The following is a 19,016-nucleotide window of genomic DNA, read 5'->3' on the forward strand; positions in this document are numbered from 1 at the left end:
CTGCCAGCAACATATTTTCTCGTTGATTTAGTGCTGTTTTAGCATCGGTATATCTTTTACCGTATTCACATTTAATAATGTCACTAATTGTGATGTGGCCTCTTTAAGTTCCGTTTACTTCCACCTTTCAAAATATATTCGTCATATCCTCCTTTCCTGTTGCACAATCGCTATAACCATATCGAGTGATATCCCGTCCCTGGCTGCCCGCCGCTGTAACAATGCTCGGGTCATGCCGTAACTCATATGAATAGACCGACCGATTCGTTCGATTGCGTCCATCCGGTCACCATGTTTATATTTACGCATTCTCCCGGCTTTTTGTTTCTTAAGTATTTCCTCAGAATGAGCTTTGTAATATTTACGCGCCAGGACCGAATGAGCAATGTTATAGCAACGGTTGCTACAATATTTGTACCTTTTGGATGGAATACCACATATAGGACATGTGCCGTTTTTTGGCTTCTGAATATCGCGGAGTATACGTTGGAAACAGACGGGACATATTGTTTCATTGTTCTTTGATTCGAATTCTTTGTTGCAAGCCACACATATCATTTTCGTCTCCTCCGCTTCCTGCTCTGTTCTGATTTTTTCAGCATTAGTTTCGCAATTTGGATACCTGCTTTCGTATACTCCGGATTATCGAATTGCAAGTGTTTTTGGCACATTCTGGCGTGTTCGGCCCGCGTAATCAATGCCAGATTATTCAGGGAACAGTTCTGTTTATTTCTGTCTAAAAATATCAGGCAGTGCCCAGGCGGAATCGGTCCGTATGCCTGCTCCCATATCCACCGGTGTTTCAGTATCATATATTTCTCTCCCGGCGGCTTGATATGCACATAGCCATCTATATCAACCGATTCATAATTTTCCGGTCTCGTATTATGTGGCATGTGGCCGGGCCGGAACTGAGTAGATCTGCCGCCGGTGCTGCACCCTTTCATTCCTTTGTTCCACGGTACGTTTCCTTTCTTAAATTGTCCGGTAAGCCCGGAATTCATTTTGTACCGGTTACGCATATTCTTTACCTGGTCAGGCGTCACATAGACCCCGAACCGTTCCAGTATCTGTTTCTGCTGATCCTCGTAAGACAAGCCATGACAGTGGTCTTTAAGCCATTGATACTGCTCTTTCGTTAGTAAAGGTTCACCCGTGCCGGTTTTTAATTTGTGGTGATATAAGTAGCTTGTTATCCGTGATGGCTTGACGTTGTATCCAAATATACGGGACATCTCATCTGCGATATCTTTAATATGCCGACCCTTGTAGTTCTCACGGAGCCACGCGGCTTCGGCGCTGTCTTTAAGCCATGACCTACTCATTGTCATCATCTCCCGTCATGAGCATCTTCGGCGCTTCGGAGTCTTTTCGGTACATACCGTCGCTCCGGGCAAGGGCAGCCTTGAGTACCAGGTTTCCCGTTGCAATGATGGACTGACTGACATCAATAACCGCATCAGTTTTGCGGATTTCTTCGTCCAGTTTTTCTCCAGTCAGGTTTGGATTATCGAGCGCACGCAATCGCTGGAAAAGAATGTCATTAAGTTCGCCTAAATCGTTTCTCATGTCTGCCTCCTATAGTTCTTCTATCTGCTTCAGTGTATCTGCAACATCGTTTTTGTCCAGCCAGCCGACCACATCATTGGTGATCGGTGTGTCATATATAATTTTCCCGTTTTTCAGTACTGCCAGTTCGTAAAATCCTTCCGGGCCGCCGTATGAAAGGTGGTTCCTGATGACGCTTGCCCCGTAGCCGTTCTCAAATTGGAAAATGTATCGTTCGTTCCCCCAGTCTGACCGGCTTACTTGCGGCTGATACTTCCCGAATTTCATGCGATCATCTCCCTGTACTGCCAAAACCTCCGCTTCCACGCTGTGTTTCTGTCAGCGTATCCACTTCCTTGAATTCGATTTCAACGTTCTTTTCTATGAGTCCCTGCATAAACCGTTCGCCTTTCTCGATGATTTCCGGCAAATCGCCGACATTATCGAACAGCCCTTTGACTTCGCCACGGTATGAGCTGTCGATGATACCTACACAATTGGATTGTCTCAATTTCCGATGCGCTCCGTAGCTCGACCGCATGAACAGCTTCATGTGATAGCCTTTTGGAATTTCAAACGCTACCCCGGTCCCGACTAACACTCCCGTTTCTCCCGGATAGATGACTACTTTTTCCGGTGCGTAAAAATCGAAACATGCGTTTCCATCCGTGATGAGTGGTAACTTCACGTCTTCCGTTCCGTAATTGTCTAACCATTTCTTAATCCGTACCTGCATACTTGTCTCTACTCCTTTCTAATGCGCGAATTTTGCCGTTTTTGGACGTTTGGGGCTTGTGCCCATATGTTTTCATGCCGCGTGGTTTGCAAGTCCTGTCATCGGCGCATACGGGCACCTCTTTGCCATCTGACAAGACGACGTAATGACAGAAACCTGCAATCGGCTTTCCGCAATAATAACAGTGCTTCATGGCGTCACCGCCTTAGAATGGGATTTCTTCCTGTACCTGCTGGCCCATTTGGTTGAATCCGTTGTCCGTTTCCACTTATCCATGATTCATCTCCCCGAGTTTTTTCAACACATCAACCAACGTTGAACTGTATAGTGCCAATCCTTTGCGCATTTCCTCGTATTCCCGGTGCGACTTGAATCCATGACCGCCGATAATCGGGCGGATGGCGTATCCATATTTTGCATCCGGGATCAATTCGCACCCGGAGCCGCGCAGGAAGCACAACACATCAGCAAGGTTCTGGTTTTTCAGCGCCGCCAGAGTGAACAGTTGTTCCCATAAGGCAGAATCCCGAGGATGGAACTGTTTAAAATCGTCCGTATATTCCATGACAGGCCAGTTATTCTCGTCCCTGAAATATTCGACACGGGCAACGATTACCTTTAAGGCATCCTGTGTTTCTTTATCCGTTTTCAGCGGCCCGTTCGTATCCATATCGTTTAAAATTGCTTTAAATGCGTTCCGAATGTCCATTGATTATTTCTAAAGCCTCCTTGCTGTCGTGTGCGATACCCGCCTTTAAACCGCGTTTCCGCATTGCTGTAATAAATTTCTTCTGTTCGTCCCGTACGCGTCCGCCGGGTACTTTAACCTCGATGAAAAATAATCGTCCATCTTTATCGGCTCCGAACAGATCACTAAATCCCTTCGGCAGTCCCGTATCGAACCATCTCCCATCTCGCAATTTCACTTTCCCGACGTTGCCCCTGAAAATCAGGTTTCCCGCTGCGGATACATCGAGCATAATCTGATGCATGATATCAGTTTCCGTCATCGCCTCATCCCCATTCTGTAGAGCATATAATTATATTTATCCGGGATATCTATCCCGATTTCGAGTGCCTTATGCAAAGACCATGCAAATTTATATTTCTTCGCCTTCCGGAATAATTCCAACTGGTCCCAGGTTTTACACTTCTGGTAATCGTCGTACGGCAGCCGTGATATTTCCTGTAGCATGATATCGAGCGTTTTCGACGGATTCGTTTCCGTTTCGCGCGTCAGTTCCATACCGCATGTCGGACATACTTTAGCTGATACCGGCACGACCATATAACAGTTCGGGCAGCGTTTAACGTTTATCTTGTTCTTCGTCTTCTTTTTCTTCGTTTTCAGCGTCCAGGTCCGTTCATCATCTGGTAAACCGTGCCGCATGAAATTCCCTACGTGGTCCATGATGATAGCCTCTTTATTCGGCTTATATCGCATGGATCTCATAGACTGCTGGATATGGAGTGCCAGCGATTTCGTTGGTCTGAGCAATACGACAGCCTCGCAATCCGGTACGTCGAATCCTTCACCGAACAGGTCAACGTTGCAGATAACGGTAACGGCACCATCCCGAAAAGCCTGAACGGCTCGTTCGCGTTCGTGTTTCGGCGTCGAACCGTCGAGATGTATCGCGTTTACTCCGGCGGCTCTGAATTCGTCTGCCGTCGCCTTGCTGGCAACGATGGACGCGCAATAGACGACAGTCTGTTTACCGTCCGCGTATTTCTTCCAGTTTTTCACCGTGTTACCGTAAATAACGTGCTTACTCATCAGTTCTTCGACTTCGGCTTTATCAAATTCGCCGTGTTTCGTGTGCAACTGTGATGTATCAGCTAACGTCACGCCATAATAGTGATACGGCGCTAGATAGTGATGTTCAATGAGCCACGACGTCGAGACGGACGTTATCAGGTCGTCGAATACGGCACCTAAACTGCCCTCGTTCATCCGTTGCGGCGTCGCTGTGAATCCTAACAGATACGCGTCACTGAAATGGTCGTAAATCCGTCGATACGTCGGCGATAACGCATGGTGCGCTTCATCCTGTAGGATAACCGCCGGTATTTCCATCCGCGCTAATCGTCGTGTGACCGTCTGTACCATCCCGATATGGCATAGATTCAAATTGACTCCCATATCACGAAACGTACGTTCTATTTGCTCACATAGTTCCTTGCGATGTACAAGAAACAATACACGGTTGCCTTTATCCGTTGCTGATTTTGCTATTGCCGCCTGGATAACTGATTTGCCGCCGCCGCATCCTAACACGGCAACGATATGCCGATGACCGTTCAGCATGGATTTTTTGATATTATTGACCAGATCTTGCTGATACGGTCGTAATTCCATAAAATCGCCCCCATTTGTAAGAAACTTACTAAAATTCACCCTAAATTCTTACCTAAAAAATGACGATAAACCGCATGGTTAAGCCAATGTCTTACCTTCTTACCATTTTTCGCAAAGGGTGTATGTATTTAAATATAAAAATAATTATTTTTTTCTTTTCACATATGTATACTAAATATAAGTAAGATATGTAAGAAAGTAAGATATATATATATAAACCGCTCAACCATGCGGGTTTTTGCGTCTTACCAATGTCTTACCAATCTTACCTTTATTTCACATCGCTATTATTTAACAATATTTTGATATAACTACCACGTTCGCCGTTTACACTGGTCTGATGCGATATTTTCCCTTGGCTGTTTAATGCAATGTATCCATTTGCCGCCCATTTTCGTTTCACGGCGTTAAAATTAAATCCCATTTTATTCAGCTCCCTTTCAAGGACTGATTTATTCATTAACACATAATCGTTTACAATCGTTCCCCAGACGGTACCCGGATTCTCATCCGGAGCGTCGAACCGGTTGATATTTTCATTGATACAATCGATGATTTTACTGTAGGCACGTTCGGCGGCATCGACTTCTTTAATCCGTTTCAAGTACGTGCCGATATCATCCAGGCTGATTTCGAATGTATTCGGCCAGAATATCTGATTCGCAATGGCATCCGCCGTCAGGATTAATCCCATGCTGATAGCCTGTTTTTCCGTCGTGTCGAACCGGTCGAGCAGCTGTTGTGTATACTGCCGATGCAGTTTCTTGATTTCGGCAGCGCCCGGCAGGTTTTCAATGTATTTCCGTCCCGCCGCCCCGTAGTTATTCCGGATAAAATCCACGACGTCGCCGCCGTTCTTAACGACCGGCTCTGTACATTCAGCCTCAATGACGCGGTTATATACGCCGCCGCCGCTACCCGGATTTGTCGCCGGCTCTTCGCCGGTGAACATGAATACATTCCGCCAGTCCATCCGTTTCTGTACCTCTGTACCCGACGTCATCCGACCGCGGTTCACGCCTTCCGTTACCTGCATCAGCAGACGGTCGTAATTCCCTTCCCGGTTTTTAATCGTCTGCAATTCGTCCCCATAAAACGGGATATTATGCAGTACGTAGGCTGTCGTGATCATCGCGTTAACTGTCGAATTCAGCGTCCGGACCAGTGCTCCGATAGACGGATTACCGTAGATACTCGCCGCGCACATGAGCGCCACGGTTTTACCGGACCCTGTGCCGCCGAACAGGTGATACACATACGGCAGAGCACCGACGATTTCAACGAGCGGGCTGGAAAACGCGGCATCGAGTGTCAGGCGGAATGCTGTATTCTCCCGTAACCGGTCCATGTAGAGTATCCAGGAATCTAAATCGCCTTCGCTACGGATAGCGGAAACGATACTGCGGAATTGCGTTTCGCAATCGAGCGCGTATTCCGTGTCATACGGCAAGAATTTTTTTTCGACCCATCCCATATGACCTGATGATTTAATCGGAATGAGTTTTTCCGGATTGAGTGCCATGATATCAGCGATGTACTGTACCAGATATTTCGCATTATTCGAATTTACTGGTATGCCATAATCCGCCAGATTGACGATTTTCGGTGTACTGGCAATGATGGACCGTGGTACCGTGATATGGTTCCAGATTTCATCTTTATAGAACGCTAATTTCACCTTTTCCGTGTTGTCCTCGTAGTTCCGATAGACGGCAACGGGCAGAATGGGTATCGGCGATGCGGTATCGCGCCGCGTCTTCCCGTTGGCATCTGTAACGGATTTAAAAATCCCAGTTGCATTTGCCGTCCATTCGCCGGATTTAAACGATACACCGACTCCCGGTGGGAAGTTCGTACTGTTTTCCGATAGAATACCATCAGCAGCTTTTTTCTGTAAGAACGCCTTCCAGCAGTGCTTGAATTCCTGAGATGCTCGTAGTTCTTTCGCTCTGAGCTGTAACGTGTTGTACATCTGCTCCCGATCGTACGGGTCCCGGATGGAATAGAGCTGTTCGAGCGTCTGCCTTGATATAATGCTGTAGGCGTCGAGTTTTTCCGGCTCCAACGGTTTATATTGCCGTATCTCGTCCGCCGTTCCGCCGTATTGGAAAAAATCGGCTATATCGCCCTTTTTAGGACATTTAGGCCAGATACTTGTCATTGGTAGCACCTGCACGTTAACAGGCCATGCGCCGGCATAATCGGCGCCTTTTTCGTCGTTGTCTGGTATCAGGATGATGTTCTTGAATTTCTGTAACATCGTTTTATCCGTTTCGGATAGTTTGACCTGTTTCTGTGCACCCGTGTTGGCCGTTGTGGCTAAAAATCCATGCCGCGTCATGGCATCTGCACATTTTTCACCTTCAACGATGTATAACACCGTATCCACATCAGCGACTTGCATCTTATCCAGGTTGTACAGGTTGTCGCACCCGTCTGGTTTCCGTTTGATCACCTTGTCGTTTTCGTCCCGGTAGGCAAATACGAACGTTTTACTGCCGTCGGAAAATTTCCGACGTAGTTTGTAGTATTCCGTTTCGCCCGTGGGACTTCGATACTCATATGACGTCTCTTCGATGACGGTCCGTTCCGTTGGCTCCGGTTCGTCGTGTCGCGCTCCGAGTTCCTCGAATTTCGGCAGCAGGTCCGTAAAATGCGCGTTGCATTTCTGGCAGTATACCAGCAGTTTACTGCCATCATCTTTTAAATAGAGATGATGGCCGCGGCTGTCGCCCGCCTCACATATCGGGCAAGCGGCGACCGCTGATCCATCTACTTTACGCTTCACATTCGTTAGAACGGGTAACACATCATCGAGTGTGAGTCTAGAACGGTAAGTCGGCATCGTTTACCGTTGTTTCTTCTGGTGTTGTCTGCTGGCTAACTACCAGTTTCTTCAGTTCCGGTACGGTAAAATCGCCTTTACGGATTTTGTCGGGCGTCATGATTTTCTTCACAACGGTACGTAATCCGATATCGCCGTCTTTCTTTTCGTATTCTTCCTGTCCGAGTACGACGCCGATAGTTAAACCTACCATTTTCTGTTCATCGCCGTCGAAACCGTTCTTTGTGAATTTACCTGGATTCGACCGTTCAAGCGTTCCCAGGAACGCGGCGAACATACGGCGCGCTTTTTCCTTGTACGAGCGATACAGACGGATATAGCTCCAATCGTTGCCCGTCGATGCTTCGGCGGCTTCGGCAAATCCTTTAAATTCGCCTTCTGCGATGTCCATTTCAACGAGCAGGTATTCCCGGTCCGGTTTGTCTTCGACTTTCACGATACGGCACACATAGCCGCCGGCGCCGGGATATTCATAGTCTTTCGCTTCATCGATGTCTTTCCAGTTAATCTGTTTCATTGTTTTTTATCCTCCTTCGTGAATCCGTAGTATTTACGGATGGTCGTGTCGACTAATTTCAGGTCATTTTCGATTTTCAGCGGGAACATGTCCATCGGTGATTTAACCGTTGTCATGCCGTCCGATTGAGTCAAGAAATAATGTTCCTTACCGTCTGTTTCCGCTAGCAAAACGATGGAAAACAGGCCCTCCAGCGTCAGCTGGTTGTCCAGCATCTTTCCGGATGTTTTAGCCTTGATATGGCCATCTTCTGCGCGTTCGGTATGATGCAGGAAATAGACGATCGTATCATCCGATGTGTCGTTGATTACCGATGATACGAGGTTATAGAAATTCAGCGCGCAATCGGTAAATTTCTGATAGCCGAGTTCTTTCGCCCGTTGGAATAAACCGAACGCCATGAGATACTGGCTGTCGTCGATGACGTATATTTTGAGGCTGTTTTTCTTAAGCGTCGCCTCGATAATCTGATATGACGGATGATTAATTAATGGCAGCCGTTTTCGGAATGGCAGTGGCTTGCTGGCAACGTTGAAAACGCCCAGTTCGTTCTCGCTGAAATTCCGCAGGCTGGCCGTTTTTCCGCTCCCCGACTGGCCAAGAATTAGTACCGGTATACCCATATAAATCACTCCTTAATTATTTAATCTGTATATTATTCCGTTCCACCAGTTCCGCCCCGGCAATGGATTCACCGTTTTTCAGGGCATTCCGGATACCGTATTTATCAATTTTGTCTGGCTGGGGGATTCGGAATTCAGCGGGGATACATTTTTCATCATCAATCTGTACAGCCTGGGATTTCCGCCATGTGATAGCAAACTGCAGGTCTTTTACTTTTTCGCCATTCAGGATGGTCTGCAGATAGCTTTTCAGCTGTTCCGCCTTGTTTTCGGCTGTCTTCCGGCGGATGGCAAACGCGGTTTCTTCGTCTTTCAGCGCCCTTGCGTCAGCAACGAGATTTTTATACCACAGAGCGATATTCTTGATTTTCTGCGATCGTTCCATCGCAAGCTCGTCCAATTGTTTCAGGTCAATGACTTCCCCAGTCAATGTATCTACGGCTGATTTTTCATCGATACGGATACAGTTCCGTATCTGTTCGTCGATTTCATACAGCGTCATTCTTTTTTACCTCCTTTTCAAGTTCGTATGATACTGCGTCGATTCTGGATACGATATATAGTATGGCTTCTGCATCAGTATATTTATTCAATAATTCAGTCAACGATAGAATTTCTTCTATCAGAATTTCCTTCTTCATTTACGTTTCCTCCAGTCGTAATAAATGGCAAGTAGTTCCGGCCAGTTTTCTGCAACGGGGATGCCATTTCGGGCGGCATATTCGTATTCCGTGCGGCACCCGATGGACCGTTCCCAGTTACCCGCCATTAACACGGCGTCGCAACGGCTTTCGAGTTCAATCAGCAGTCCCAGGCCCCGGGCGTATTCTGTTGGATCGTAGTCCCGGCAGGTTATCGTTAGCGCCGGGATGAATAATACATCCGGCAGGTTTTCGGCGTCGTTCTGGCAGATGCGCCGGACGTCTTCCTTTGCGGATTCTTTTCCACCGAATGGATGGGATACATATACAATCATTGTCTAGCCTCCTGTTTCGTGCTATACTATAAGTGGTTGATTCGTCCGCTTCCAGCGGGCGGATTTTTTTTTACAACAATCCGGCAAATATGGCCATAATGGCGATAACCGCCGCAAAGCCAACACCTTCATTGGCGTCATCGCCTTCCGGTTCGGCCCGTACGCGGGGCTGTTTCTGGTTCACCCATTCCGGTATATCCGGAATGGGCTTTTTGTTTATCCATTCTGCAATGGTGATTTCCTGCCGCTTCATGCTTTCGCCTCCTTTTCTTTCAGGGCTTTCATAACGTCTCGTCCTTCGTATTCCTTGAAAAATATTTTTATTGCTTCTGTGCTGAACTTCCAACGCCTACCGAACAAGAGCGCCGGGAGTATGTCGGCTTTGGCCATCCGGACGACTAGTGCTGGGGCGACGCCCAGACATTTAGCCGCCTCGTTGACCGATAACAGCCGGTCTTCTAGTTTCTGCGTTTTTTCTGCCATGATATCGTCTCCTTACATAATCCAGTCTCCGCCCTGTCTCAGGATGTCATAGAGCATGGCCGGGACGTTATCCAGTGCGATATTGATGTTTTTCATTGCGCCGCCTTCCAGGTCGGTCAGCTCGACGGTATTATCGTCGATGAGCCTTAACTGGAAATGCTTGCCGCCTGCCGCCAGCGCGCTTTCAAAATGCGCCAGTGCCATGATTTTCTGTGCGTTTGTGGTCATGATATCGCCTTCCTATAACTGCGCCAGAATCTGACGAATTTCGAGTACCAGGGCGGTAAATGCTGAATCGGATAATTCCCTTGTTTTCAGCCGTTCCATGCATAAATCAAGCAGTTGTTCATAGTATTCCTGCTTCAGCTTGAACCGCTCCGACTGTTTGATGGCATCCTCTTCTGTCGTGTCCTCGAAAAGAAACTTTTTGTTGCAGATGACTTTGTGCGGTGTGACGGTAATCAGCCCCTTTTTCTTGAGCCGGGATTTTGTCGTATTCTGCATCTGCTCCGACCATCCCAGCGCCGCGGCCGCGTCTTTGTTGCCGATATCCGGCGATTTGAGATACAGCTGATAGAGCTGCTTTTCTACATTTCCCATAAAATAGCCTCCGTATGATACAATTAGTTTGAGGTGATAGCGTATGAAAATGTCTGATTACGGACCATTTGTCCCGCTTAACAAAGAGCAGTCGAAAATCCTTACTTCCATTTTGCAATGTTATCAGGATGACCAGGTTTATTTTGCTTCCCGTTTCGTTGAACTATATCGGGATTACGATCCCGGAAAATTGGAAACGATTATTCGCGATTTAGTTTCCTATGGATATCTGACTGATTGCCAGACAATCTATCCGACTAATCTCGCCCGGCACCGCCGGTATTGGCATTGGCTGTATTGGAAATATAGGCTTGTTGTTCCGCTATTCGTTAGTATTTTGGGAACAATCGTAACTAATCTGTTGCTGTACGCTATAGACTGGCAAACTGTACTATCAAGAATATCCATATTGAAATAATGGATAATATCGCCCATAGATAAATCGACAGGAACATCTGGGCTATATCCCTGCCATACGTTTCCTCCTGCTTATCAAGGAACCGTATGATGCGGATTTCTAAATCGTGCATAGTGGTTTCTCCATATAAATGGTTTACTTAAAGTAGACTAAAATGGCAAAATAATATCGTCAATGGTAATAGAATATAGAGAACATAACGCTAATAAATTTCCATAGTCAATGTATGTTTTCCCTGTTTCCCAATTATTAATAGTAGTCTTAGATTTATGCAATGCTTTTGCTACTTGCGCCTGAGATAATTGGGCGTTTGTTCTAGCCGCTTTTAACGATATTTTTAAACGTTTCATTTTGATCACCTCCTTTTGATACGTTTATTTTAGTTTACTTTTAGTAGAATGTCAATACCAAAAGTAAACTTTTTTTATTTTTAGTATTGATTTTTTCTACTAATAGTATTAATATAGAATAAAAAGGGAGGGCGTCGTAATGACTGATTTTAAAAGAATCTTTGCAAAAAACCTAAACGCACAGCTTGTTAAACATAATAAAACTCAAAGTGATTTGGTTAATGATTTGGATTTAAACAAGTCTACCGTATCTACATGGATTAATGGAACTAAAATGCCACGAATGAATAAAGTTGAACAATTAGCATTGTATTTTGGTATTGAAAAATCAGACCTTTTAGAAGAAAAAAATATTAGTAGTTCAATGGAGCAATCAAGAGCTGTTCGTATCCCAGTTTTAGGTCGTGTAGTGGCTGGTATTCCTATAGACGCTATTCAGGAAGTTCTTGATTATGAAGAAATCACCCCTGAGCTTGCCGCCACTGGTGAATTCTTCGCCTTAAAAGTAAAAGGAGATTCAATGCTTCCTAAATTAGAAGACGGAGATATTGTAATAGTTAAAAAGCAAGAAGACGTTGAAACAGGAGATGTTGCTATTGTATTAGTAAATGGGAACGACGCGACAATTAAACAGGTGAAAAAAGTGCAAGGCGGCATTATGCTTTTTGGGTTTAATACAGATGTTTATGAACCACATTTTTATTCTGATCAACAAATACAGTTACTTCCAGTGTCTATTCTTGGCAAGGTTGTCGAAAGTCGCAGAACCTGGTGAGAAAAATAAATTTTAATGTACTATTAATATTTGGAAAATACAAAGGATTTTTACATAATGAATACCAATGATTTTGGCAACAGACTCAAAGAAGTAATGAATCTAAGAGGTATAAAACAAATAGAGCTTGCAGAAAAAACCGGCATTTCTCGAGGAGCATTAAGTTCATATATTTCTGGCAGATGGGAAGCCAAGTCAAATAATCTATATAAATTAGCATATGCTCTTAACGTATCGCCTGCTTGGTTATTGGGACTCGATTCTACTATGAAACAAAATACATCAAACAATCGTATAATCGGAGCTAGGATTATAAAAGCAAGAAAAGCAAAAAACATTACAGCAAAAGAACTTGCGAATAAAATTCATGTTGCCGCCTCTACGATTTCGAGATACGAAAAAGGCGAAATAAACAAAATAAAAATGCCCGTAATTGATGCTATTGCAAGGGCATTAAATGTAAATCCAATGTGGATTTTGGGTAAATCTAAATATCCAGATAAAAATGATACGATTAAATACATGAAGGTTAATGAACTAATTGCCGCTCGCCGCAAAGAACTTGGAATGACACTGGAAGAAGTTGCACAAACTGTTGGCGTTGGTAAAAGTACTGTTAAAAAATGGGAATCAGGATATATCAAGAATATGCGCCGCGATAAAATGGCCTTATTAGCCAAGGCGCTTAAATTATCGCCATTAGATTTGTTGTCTGATGAGATTCCAACCGATAAACAATCAATACATTGTTTACCAGAATTAAATAAATCTGATGAACGTGAAATAGAATCAGACCTTGAAGACATGATGAACGCCGTCGCATCGGCTGCTTATGATAATGAAGAAGAAATGGAAGACGCAGAAGCTTTTAAAGCAACTATCAAGGCGGCAATGATCCAAGCAAAGAAAATAGCCAAGAAAAAATATACGCCAAAGAAATATCGAAAGGGCTGAAAACGCTATGGATGTAAGACGGCACGTATACCAACTGATTCGTAAATTTAAAACAGATGATCCGTTCCGCCTGGCGGATCATCTGAACATCATCATCATGTATGGCGATCTGGGCGGTAAATACGGGAACTATCTAAAATATAAGAAATCAAAATTTATCATTATAGATGATGTACGCACTCCAGCCCATCTGCTCCCCTTTGTCTGTGCGCACGAACTGGGGCACGCGATATGTACGTCTAAAGATAATACACAATGGCTAAAAACGTATACAATGAGCATCAACGCGGATAAAGTTGAACATACAGCTAATCAGTTTGCTGTTGAATTGCTGTTAAACGATGAGTATCTGGCGGATCATGCGGACATGTCTTTATATACGATAGCCCGGCTTCGCGGCGTACCTGAACGGTTCATAAATTTAAAATGTTTTAAGGGCCATACTTTGACGTGAAGAGGTGTTGTGTCATGATTAAACGATTAATTATAATACTAACAATTCTTGTTGGCTGCGTATTTTCTAATGTTTCTGCCTATTCACAAGAAGACGACCCGAACACTAACTGGTATTATCTATTCAGCGATAAGACAGCTAATATGTATCTAGATAATTCGCATGTCGTTAAGAGTGATACATATGCAATTGTTTGGACTAAGACAGAAACATCCGATGGAGATTGTTATTTGATGCAGTGGTACGTTACAAAAAGCGGACAAATATCGTGGATTTATGGACGCGGGCACCGCGCCAATGGTAGTCAAATTTATATGTTCTCTAGTCCTCAAGTGCAGAATGCATCTGTATCTAGTTCGGCTCACTTCCAACAGATATATGATTTAATTTGGTAGGCGCTCAGCTTTCAAGAAATTTTATTCACAATAAGGAGGTCAATGTTATGTTCTGTACAAAATGCGGTAAGCAAATTCCTGATGATTCAAAGTTCTGTCCATATTGCGGAAATCCAGCAGAAACGCCAGAAAATATGCAAAAACATGTTGATAAGCCGACACCGTATATTCCAGATAAGCCACCTCAAACATCATCTAAAAAGTCAACGGTTATTGCGTCAGTTATTGGCATTGCTATTCTATTAGGAGTTATTACAATGGCGTTCAGCTCTAAACCGGCATCAACGACTAGTAAGCCAGCATCATCAACTAAAACAACTCAGGCAAAATCAAAAGAAGAAGTACAAAAAATACCAGCACCAACGTCTATTGAAAATTTCGAAATTGATATCAATGTCATTGGAGAACCTATTGCAAAAATTCAGATCAAAAACAATAGTGATAAAACAATTGATGGTTTCAAAGTACTTGTATCTGCAAAAGATAATTTCGGCAAAGAAGTTCGTGAATTTGGTGGCGGTAAGCCTGTTGCCAGTTTGATGAGTCAACGCAAAATTGATCCCGGCGCCTTATCTGATTTTCGGTATTATTGGACTCTTCATGGTTATGAAAATGGTACTAAATTCCACGCTAAAATATACGAAATCCATTATACAGATGGTACATCCTGGAAGGCATCTCAAAGTAATCCCGTGGAAGCCGATACTGTAAAAACGGACAAAGTAATCCAGTAATCGAGGTGTATAGTATGACAATTGATATGATTCTTATATTATTAGGTCTTGCGCTAATTCCCGCGTTCATCGCAAGTAACAAAGGGCGTAGTTTCGTATTGTGGTATATATACGGTGTATGCCTGCTCATTATAGCTATTCCCCACTCCCTGATTATTGGTAAGACGAACGAACAAAAAGAAAAAGAATTGAAAAACGCTGGCTATATCGAGTGTCCGTATTGCAGGGAACCGGTAAAGTCCGGGGCCGTTGTTTGCCCTCATTGCCGCCGGGAACTTCCAAAATCGGAACCACAAAATACAGACAACATGATAAAATGCCCAACGTGCGGCATGCTGGTCGAAAAAGGAACGGAGCAATGCCCGCGCTGTCATAACTTAATCTACTAAATTATTAATAAAAAAATCCGCCGTAATTTATACGGCGGAAAGCATAGCGACTAAATATCTAATTTTATTTGTTCGGGTCGTTCTTTTACTTCTAAAATTTTTGTAACTGTATATTCAGTAGACAGCGTTTTTCCTTTCTGTATTTGTTGGATGTGATATCTAATACGAAGCATGTCCCCGTTTTTAAAAGCAATGTTCCCTTTATCAACATCATCTAAAAATTTTTCATCTTTAATAGTTGCCCAAAACGTATTATTCCCATCTGTTAGTTTCCACTTATTTCCTTTTTCAAAAGTAACAGACGTTATTTTTACAGTCATTTCTTGTTCTGGAAACGTTTCTATATTTTCTGCTGAGTTTGCCGGCGGGGCTTTGAAATAAGGTACATCTGTTTTATCTATAGACTCGATTGCCTGTTTATTTGTTGATTGCTTGGGATCTCGTAATTCAAACGTATCAATTCCTTCGGTCTGTAAAGGCGCTAAAACACGATCAATAGATTGCCGGCAATTAATATTGAGATATACATTAAATGTATTTTGACTAGTAACAATGGTCTTCCCGTCACTTAACGTTACAGTTACTTTATTTCCTTGTTCTTCAACTGCTTTAATTTTACGTCCCTGTATTTTTTTTATAAAAGTAAATATTCCAGCAACAATCCCCTCACCAATGGCTCCCCATCCAAGTACCGTCATAATACTGCTAAGGCCATTTTGATCTGCTGTCGAAACAAACAACTGTACCTGCTGTATAAGGGAATATTGTAAAATGGTTGTGATATCAAAAGAACCTTTTTGTATGCTATCCTGATTCAATAGGACTTGTATTTTTTGTTCTCCTCCAAGAACTTTATTTACGTTGTCAACTAAATCGGCGAATGCCAATAAGGAGGGGGCAAGTTCTCGAACATCTATAGTTCCCTGCTCTAATGCTGGACCATCATAAGCAATCCTTGCCTTAGCTATATTTTTACTCATTGCCAATCCCTCCTCTCTTAATTTTATTATATCATCTTTTGTCAAGAAATAACTAAAAAATCCCTGTTACCGTTCGTGACACGATAACAGGGAATGTGCGGGGCGCCATCCTCGCACGCAGTAAATCCACCACCAGTCAGGGCTGATTTACAGGTATAGTATACCACAATCAGCCCGCTATCCGCTATAGCTATAAGGAGGCTGATTTTTTTATGTTTCTACGTCAAATAAACGGCCGTTGGTATTACACCATCAACGAAAAAGACAACCTGGGCAAATATCATAAGCACGAACATTTCGGAGGATTCACTCGGACAGAGGCTGCTAAAGCGTACCGCGCCGCCATGCAGGAAATCGACCGGACGGGGAAGTTTTTCGAGCCGAGCGATATGTTATTTCCCGATTTTCTTAGTGAATGGATGGAAAAGGAGGTCGAAATTAATCGCAAGCCAAATACAGCCGATACATACGGCAGTATCATCCGGAACCATCTGGCCCCGACATTTGCGCGGATCCGGCTGAAGGACCTTACAACTCCCATGCTCCAGGATTACATTACGGGTCTCAGAAATCAATATTCCTGCGGGACGCTGAAAGCCATCATGGCCGTACTTCGTGCATCACTGCGCTGGTGCGTAGCAAATCGGCGGTACATCACGATCAACCCCATGGATAACGTACGGCTTCCGCGGTATGAACCTAAAATTGCCGCTGTAAAAATATTCTCACCGGCACAGATCCGAAAAATATTCGAGCGATTCCCCCGCGGGAATCAGCTCCATATGCCCTGCATGCTGTCCTATTGTACCGGCATGAGACTTGGTGAGTGTCTTGCCCTTGCCTGGAAGCACGTAGACCTTGCGTCCCGGACCATTGAAGTCGTGGGAAATAAATACGATAAATCAGGAACCTGTATTCAGTCGCCGAAAACAGAATCATCTATCCGGGTCATTACGTTCGGCAAGAAACTGGCCGATGAACTGCAGGCCCAGAAACTCTGGCAGGAGAAAAATAGTTTCCAGTATGGGAAATATTATGATCGCACGGATTTTATTTGCACGGAAGCCTGCGGGAAGCCGCTTACAAGTAATAATCTCCGGTATTTTAATCTTTGGTGCCGGCAGACGTTCGGCGGGCTTAGTTTCCATTCATTCCGGCATACGCACGCAACGATGCTGATAGAAAATGGTCTTGCGCTGGATTACGTTAGTAAGCGGCTGGGACACTCATCTATCTATACTACGGCCAATGTCTACGATACGATAACCGACAAGCGCGAAAAAGAGGCTCTCTCTGTAATGGACAGCATACTTTAAGGCATTTCCGCTATTTCAAATTTATAGCGGAAAAAATAGCGGAAAAAGTCCCGCGAGCCCAGTGTTTATGCGGGTTATCCGTTTCATTAACGTTATCGGAAGTAAATACTTCTCTTTACAATGATTTGGGCAATGTGAAAAACCAAATCTGGCTTTCTTGTTCAGACGGTGCATTTTTCTTAAGGCTGAGTTTTACTTTATGGACTGTTTTGTCTTTATTATATATCATGACTTTTTTGTCGCTGTCATAGGTATAGTCCGATACATCGGCTGACGGGGCTTTGGGGTCCTGTACGGAAATGTCCATACCAAAGTCATTGTCGTTTACGACGGCTATGGTCCTGCGGTCCGGCAATAGTGCCAGGCCTTCGGCTTTTTCGATATTCCAGCCGTTGGCACGCAGGTCTAAAACGAGTTCTTTCCTGGCTGGTATCAGTTTTCCGTCGAGGCGTCCATATTCCAGATTGCCATTATTTGCTACGGGCGTGGCACCATTGAGATCTACTTTATAAATCAGGTTTTGCATAACACCGTGTTGTTTCCCCTGTTCAATCATGAGGAACTGGCCGTGGCCGATGGAGGTGATATCGCCTAATTTGGCGGCTCCTGTGTTTTTATAGCCTGAATCGACAGGGTAAGCGTACATTTTCGTTTCTTTAGTTACCGGGTCGAGTTCTACAATACGTGTATATTTAGATGTTTTGCCCGTTTTGCCATCTACATTCAGCGGACTCTGAATCAAAGCAAAGATATGTCCCTGTTCATCAATGGTCAGGCCTTCACTGCCTCTATTGGGAACGCGGCTGGCAAGGATGCTGGGCAGTCCGGCACCGGGAGCAAATTTTTCCACTATATTGCCATTTTTATCGGCTTTGACGATAAAAGGGCCGTATTCGTCGCTGATCCAGAAATTACCGTCTTTATCTATGGCCAGTCCTTCCGTATCCAGACCGTTGATATCGGTTCCCAAATCCTTCATTTTAAAATTGAGGGCGATTTCCTTTGTAGAACCAGTCATTCCTTTCGGTACCGGTTTGCCTGTAATCGCTTTCCCCTGTACCTTCAGCGGGATAGATTCTGTTATATCGGCACGATTCTGTCCGGGACGTACGGTAATGACTCCGATAGACGGGGCAAAATCGGGGGTTGGGAAGAATTTTCCACTTACTTTTTTACCATTTTTTATGTATGTCGGGATGTCTCCATTAGGGCCCCGGTCTGTAATTGCATAAAATTCGATGGTTCCATCGGTTTTGATATCCTTCAGGGCCAATGCCGACCCGTATCCTGGATTAATGTGATGCTTGAAGGCTTTTTCGTTGCCTTTATAGGGCAGCTGATAGGAATCGGCATGTACAATATACGATTTAGTCTGGACTCCCTCAGCCAGCACGGCAGCACTTCCCAGACAAGACACGGCCAATCCTAGAGCTATCCAGCGTTTCCATTTTTTATTCATATGAAATTACACCTCCTGTATATCTGCATTCACTATATCAGGCTGATGTAAACAATCTGTCAAGACCAGCGATGTCTTTGGTAAATTATTTCATATATTTAGTGA

The 19,016-nt window shown here is 44.2% G+C and carries 27 protein-coding genes; 7 read left to right on the forward strand and 20 right to left on the reverse strand.

All coding sequences use genetic code 11. The features are described from left to right. Window positions 1–554: 554 nt before the first annotated feature. The 18 genes from ACGTIC_RS08770 to ACGTIC_RS08855 form a co-directional block, all read right to left on the reverse strand. Entirely contained in the window at window positions 555–1,325 is a 771-nt protein-coding gene (locus ACGTIC_RS08770) for an HNH endonuclease signature motif containing protein (protein WP_257536507.1), read from the reverse strand. Continuing rightward, window positions 1,318–1,569 carry a hypothetical protein gene (locus ACGTIC_RS08775; RefSeq protein WP_113855897.1) on the reverse strand — a complete coding sequence of 84 codons (252 nt, stop codon included), beginning with the start codon at window positions 1,567–1,569 and terminating at the stop codon, window positions 1,318–1,320. The genes ACGTIC_RS08770 and ACGTIC_RS08775 overlap by 8 nt, the downstream gene beginning before the upstream one ends. A gap of 9 nt (window positions 1,570–1,578) precedes the next feature. Further along, window positions 1,579–1,836 (reverse strand): hypothetical protein, encoded by a 258-nt coding sequence (locus ACGTIC_RS08780; protein ID WP_113855896.1) that lies wholly within the window; start codon window positions 1,834–1,836, stop codon window positions 1,579–1,581. A gap of 4 nt (window positions 1,837–1,840) precedes the next feature. Further along, complete coding sequence (gene dut, locus ACGTIC_RS08785) at window positions 1,841–2,284, reverse strand: dUTP diphosphatase (protein ID WP_113855895.1); 444 nt, start codon at window positions 2,282–2,284, stop codon at window positions 1,841–1,843. Window positions 2,285–2,552: 268 nt separating this feature from the next. Further along, window positions 2,553–2,954, reverse strand: coding sequence for a hypothetical protein (locus tag ACGTIC_RS08790; RefSeq protein ID WP_394522259.1), 402 nt, complete (start codon window positions 2,952–2,954; stop codon window positions 2,553–2,555). Window positions 2,955–2,970: 16 nt separating this feature from the next. Then, on the reverse strand, window positions 2,971–3,294 hold the full coding sequence (locus ACGTIC_RS08795) for a VRR-NUC domain-containing protein (protein WP_113855893.1): 324 nt from the start codon (window positions 3,292–3,294) through the stop codon (window positions 2,971–2,973). Further along, on the reverse strand, window positions 3,291–4,643 hold the full coding sequence (locus tag ACGTIC_RS08800) for a DEAD/DEAH box helicase (protein ID WP_113855892.1): 1,353 nt from the start codon (window positions 4,641–4,643) through the stop codon (window positions 3,291–3,293). Before ACGTIC_RS08800 ends, ACGTIC_RS08795 begins: the two co-directional genes overlap by 4 nt. Window positions 4,644–4,914: 271 nt before the next feature. After that, window positions 4,915–7,431, reverse strand: a complete 2,517-nt coding sequence (locus ACGTIC_RS08805) for a DUF927 domain-containing protein (protein WP_162816250.1) — start codon at window positions 7,429–7,431, stop codon at window positions 4,915–4,917. Between the two features lie 37 nt (window positions 7,432–7,468). Next, window positions 7,469–8,005 carry a hypothetical protein gene (locus ACGTIC_RS08810; protein WP_113855890.1) on the reverse strand — a complete coding sequence of 179 codons (537 nt, stop codon included), beginning with the start codon at window positions 8,003–8,005 and terminating at the stop codon, window positions 7,469–7,471. Continuing rightward, entirely contained in the window at window positions 8,002–8,628 is a 627-nt protein-coding gene (locus ACGTIC_RS08815) for an ATP-binding protein (RefSeq protein ID WP_113855889.1), read from the reverse strand. Before ACGTIC_RS08815 ends, ACGTIC_RS08810 begins: the two co-directional genes overlap by 4 nt. 16 nt (window positions 8,629–8,644) lie before the next feature. Continuing rightward, on the reverse strand, window positions 8,645–9,130 hold the full coding sequence (locus ACGTIC_RS08820; RefSeq protein ID WP_113855888.1) for a siphovirus Gp157 family protein: 486 nt from the start codon (window positions 9,128–9,130) through the stop codon (window positions 8,645–8,647). After that, entirely contained in the window at window positions 9,117–9,269 is a 153-nt protein-coding gene (locus tag ACGTIC_RS08825; RefSeq protein WP_162816249.1) for a hypothetical protein, read from the reverse strand. Before ACGTIC_RS08825 ends, ACGTIC_RS08820 begins: the two co-directional genes overlap by 14 nt. Continuing rightward, entirely contained in the window at window positions 9,266–9,604 is a 339-nt protein-coding gene (locus ACGTIC_RS08830; protein WP_113855887.1) for a DUF4406 domain-containing protein, read from the reverse strand. Before ACGTIC_RS08830 ends, ACGTIC_RS08825 begins: the two co-directional genes overlap by 4 nt. Before the next feature lie 70 nt (window positions 9,605–9,674). After that, on the reverse strand, window positions 9,675–9,857 hold the full coding sequence (locus tag ACGTIC_RS08835; RefSeq protein WP_113855886.1) for a hypothetical protein: 183 nt from the start codon (window positions 9,855–9,857) through the stop codon (window positions 9,675–9,677). After that, a complete protein-coding gene (locus ACGTIC_RS08840) occupies window positions 9,854–10,087 on the reverse strand; it encodes a helix-turn-helix domain-containing protein (RefSeq protein WP_113855885.1) in 234 nt (77 codons plus the stop codon). Before ACGTIC_RS08840 ends, ACGTIC_RS08835 begins: the two co-directional genes overlap by 4 nt. Before the next feature lie 12 nt (window positions 10,088–10,099). After that, a complete protein-coding gene (locus ACGTIC_RS08845; RefSeq protein ID WP_113855884.1) occupies window positions 10,100–10,315 on the reverse strand; it encodes a hypothetical protein in 216 nt (71 codons plus the stop codon). Between the two features lie 12 nt (window positions 10,316–10,327). After that, entirely contained in the window at window positions 10,328–10,687 is a 360-nt protein-coding gene (locus tag ACGTIC_RS08850) for a hypothetical protein (protein ID WP_113855883.1), read from the reverse strand. Window positions 10,688–11,254: 567 nt separating this feature from the next. Next, window positions 11,255–11,455, reverse strand: coding sequence for a helix-turn-helix transcriptional regulator (locus tag ACGTIC_RS08855; protein WP_113855882.1), 201 nt, complete (start codon window positions 11,453–11,455; stop codon window positions 11,255–11,257). A 139-nt stretch (window positions 11,456–11,594) separates the two neighbouring features. Here ACGTIC_RS08855 and ACGTIC_RS08860 point away from each other — a divergent pair, with 139 nt between their 5' ends. The 6 genes from ACGTIC_RS08860 to ACGTIC_RS08885 are packed head-to-tail and all read left to right on the forward strand — an operon-like array spanning window position 11,595 to window position 15,156. Continuing rightward, window positions 11,595–12,230 carry a LexA family transcriptional regulator gene (locus tag ACGTIC_RS08860; protein ID WP_257536506.1) on the forward strand — a complete coding sequence of 212 codons (636 nt, stop codon included), beginning with the start codon at window positions 11,595–11,597 and terminating at the stop codon, window positions 12,228–12,230. Between the two features lie 57 nt (window positions 12,231–12,287). Next, complete coding sequence (locus ACGTIC_RS08865; RefSeq protein WP_113855881.1) at window positions 12,288–13,184, forward strand: helix-turn-helix domain-containing protein; 897 nt, start codon at window positions 12,288–12,290, stop codon at window positions 13,182–13,184. Between the two features lie 7 nt (window positions 13,185–13,191). Further along, window positions 13,192–13,638 carry an ImmA/IrrE family metallo-endopeptidase gene (locus ACGTIC_RS08870; protein WP_113855880.1) on the forward strand — a complete coding sequence of 149 codons (447 nt, stop codon included), beginning with the start codon at window positions 13,192–13,194 and terminating at the stop codon, window positions 13,636–13,638. A gap of 14 nt (window positions 13,639–13,652) precedes the next feature. Then, window positions 13,653–14,033, forward strand: a complete 381-nt coding sequence (locus tag ACGTIC_RS08875; RefSeq protein ID WP_113855879.1) for a hypothetical protein — start codon at window positions 13,653–13,655, stop codon at window positions 14,031–14,033. A 47-nt stretch (window positions 14,034–14,080) separates the two neighbouring features. Next, complete coding sequence (locus ACGTIC_RS08880) at window positions 14,081–14,767, forward strand: zinc ribbon domain-containing protein (RefSeq protein WP_113855878.1); 687 nt, start codon at window positions 14,081–14,083, stop codon at window positions 14,765–14,767. A gap of 14 nt (window positions 14,768–14,781) precedes the next feature. After that, window positions 14,782–15,156 carry a zinc ribbon domain-containing protein gene (locus tag ACGTIC_RS08885; protein ID WP_113855877.1) on the forward strand — a complete coding sequence of 125 codons (375 nt, stop codon included), beginning with the start codon at window positions 14,782–14,784 and terminating at the stop codon, window positions 15,154–15,156. Between the two features lie 50 nt (window positions 15,157–15,206). Here the strand turns inward: ACGTIC_RS08885 and ACGTIC_RS08890 are convergent, their stop codons facing one another. Then, window positions 15,207–16,136, reverse strand: coding sequence for a hypothetical protein (locus ACGTIC_RS08890; RefSeq protein ID WP_113855876.1), 930 nt, complete (start codon window positions 16,134–16,136; stop codon window positions 15,207–15,209). A 212-nt stretch (window positions 16,137–16,348) separates the two neighbouring features. Here ACGTIC_RS08890 and ACGTIC_RS08895 point away from each other — a divergent pair, with 212 nt between their 5' ends. After that, window positions 16,349–17,452 (forward strand): site-specific integrase, encoded by a 1,104-nt coding sequence (locus ACGTIC_RS08895; RefSeq protein ID WP_113855875.1) that lies wholly within the window; start codon window positions 16,349–16,351, stop codon window positions 17,450–17,452. Window positions 17,453–17,567: 115 nt separating this feature from the next. Here the strand turns inward: ACGTIC_RS08895 and ACGTIC_RS08900 are convergent, their stop codons facing one another. Further along, window positions 17,568–18,911, reverse strand: coding sequence for an esterase-like activity of phytase family protein (locus ACGTIC_RS08900; RefSeq protein ID WP_113855874.1), 1,344 nt, complete (start codon window positions 18,909–18,911; stop codon window positions 17,568–17,570). Window positions 18,912–19,016 lie beyond the last annotated feature (105 nt).

The organism is Megasphaera hexanoica (assembly GCF_043520715.1).
Lineage (GTDB): Bacteria > Bacillota > Negativicutes > Veillonellales > Megasphaeraceae > Megasphaera > Megasphaera hexanoica.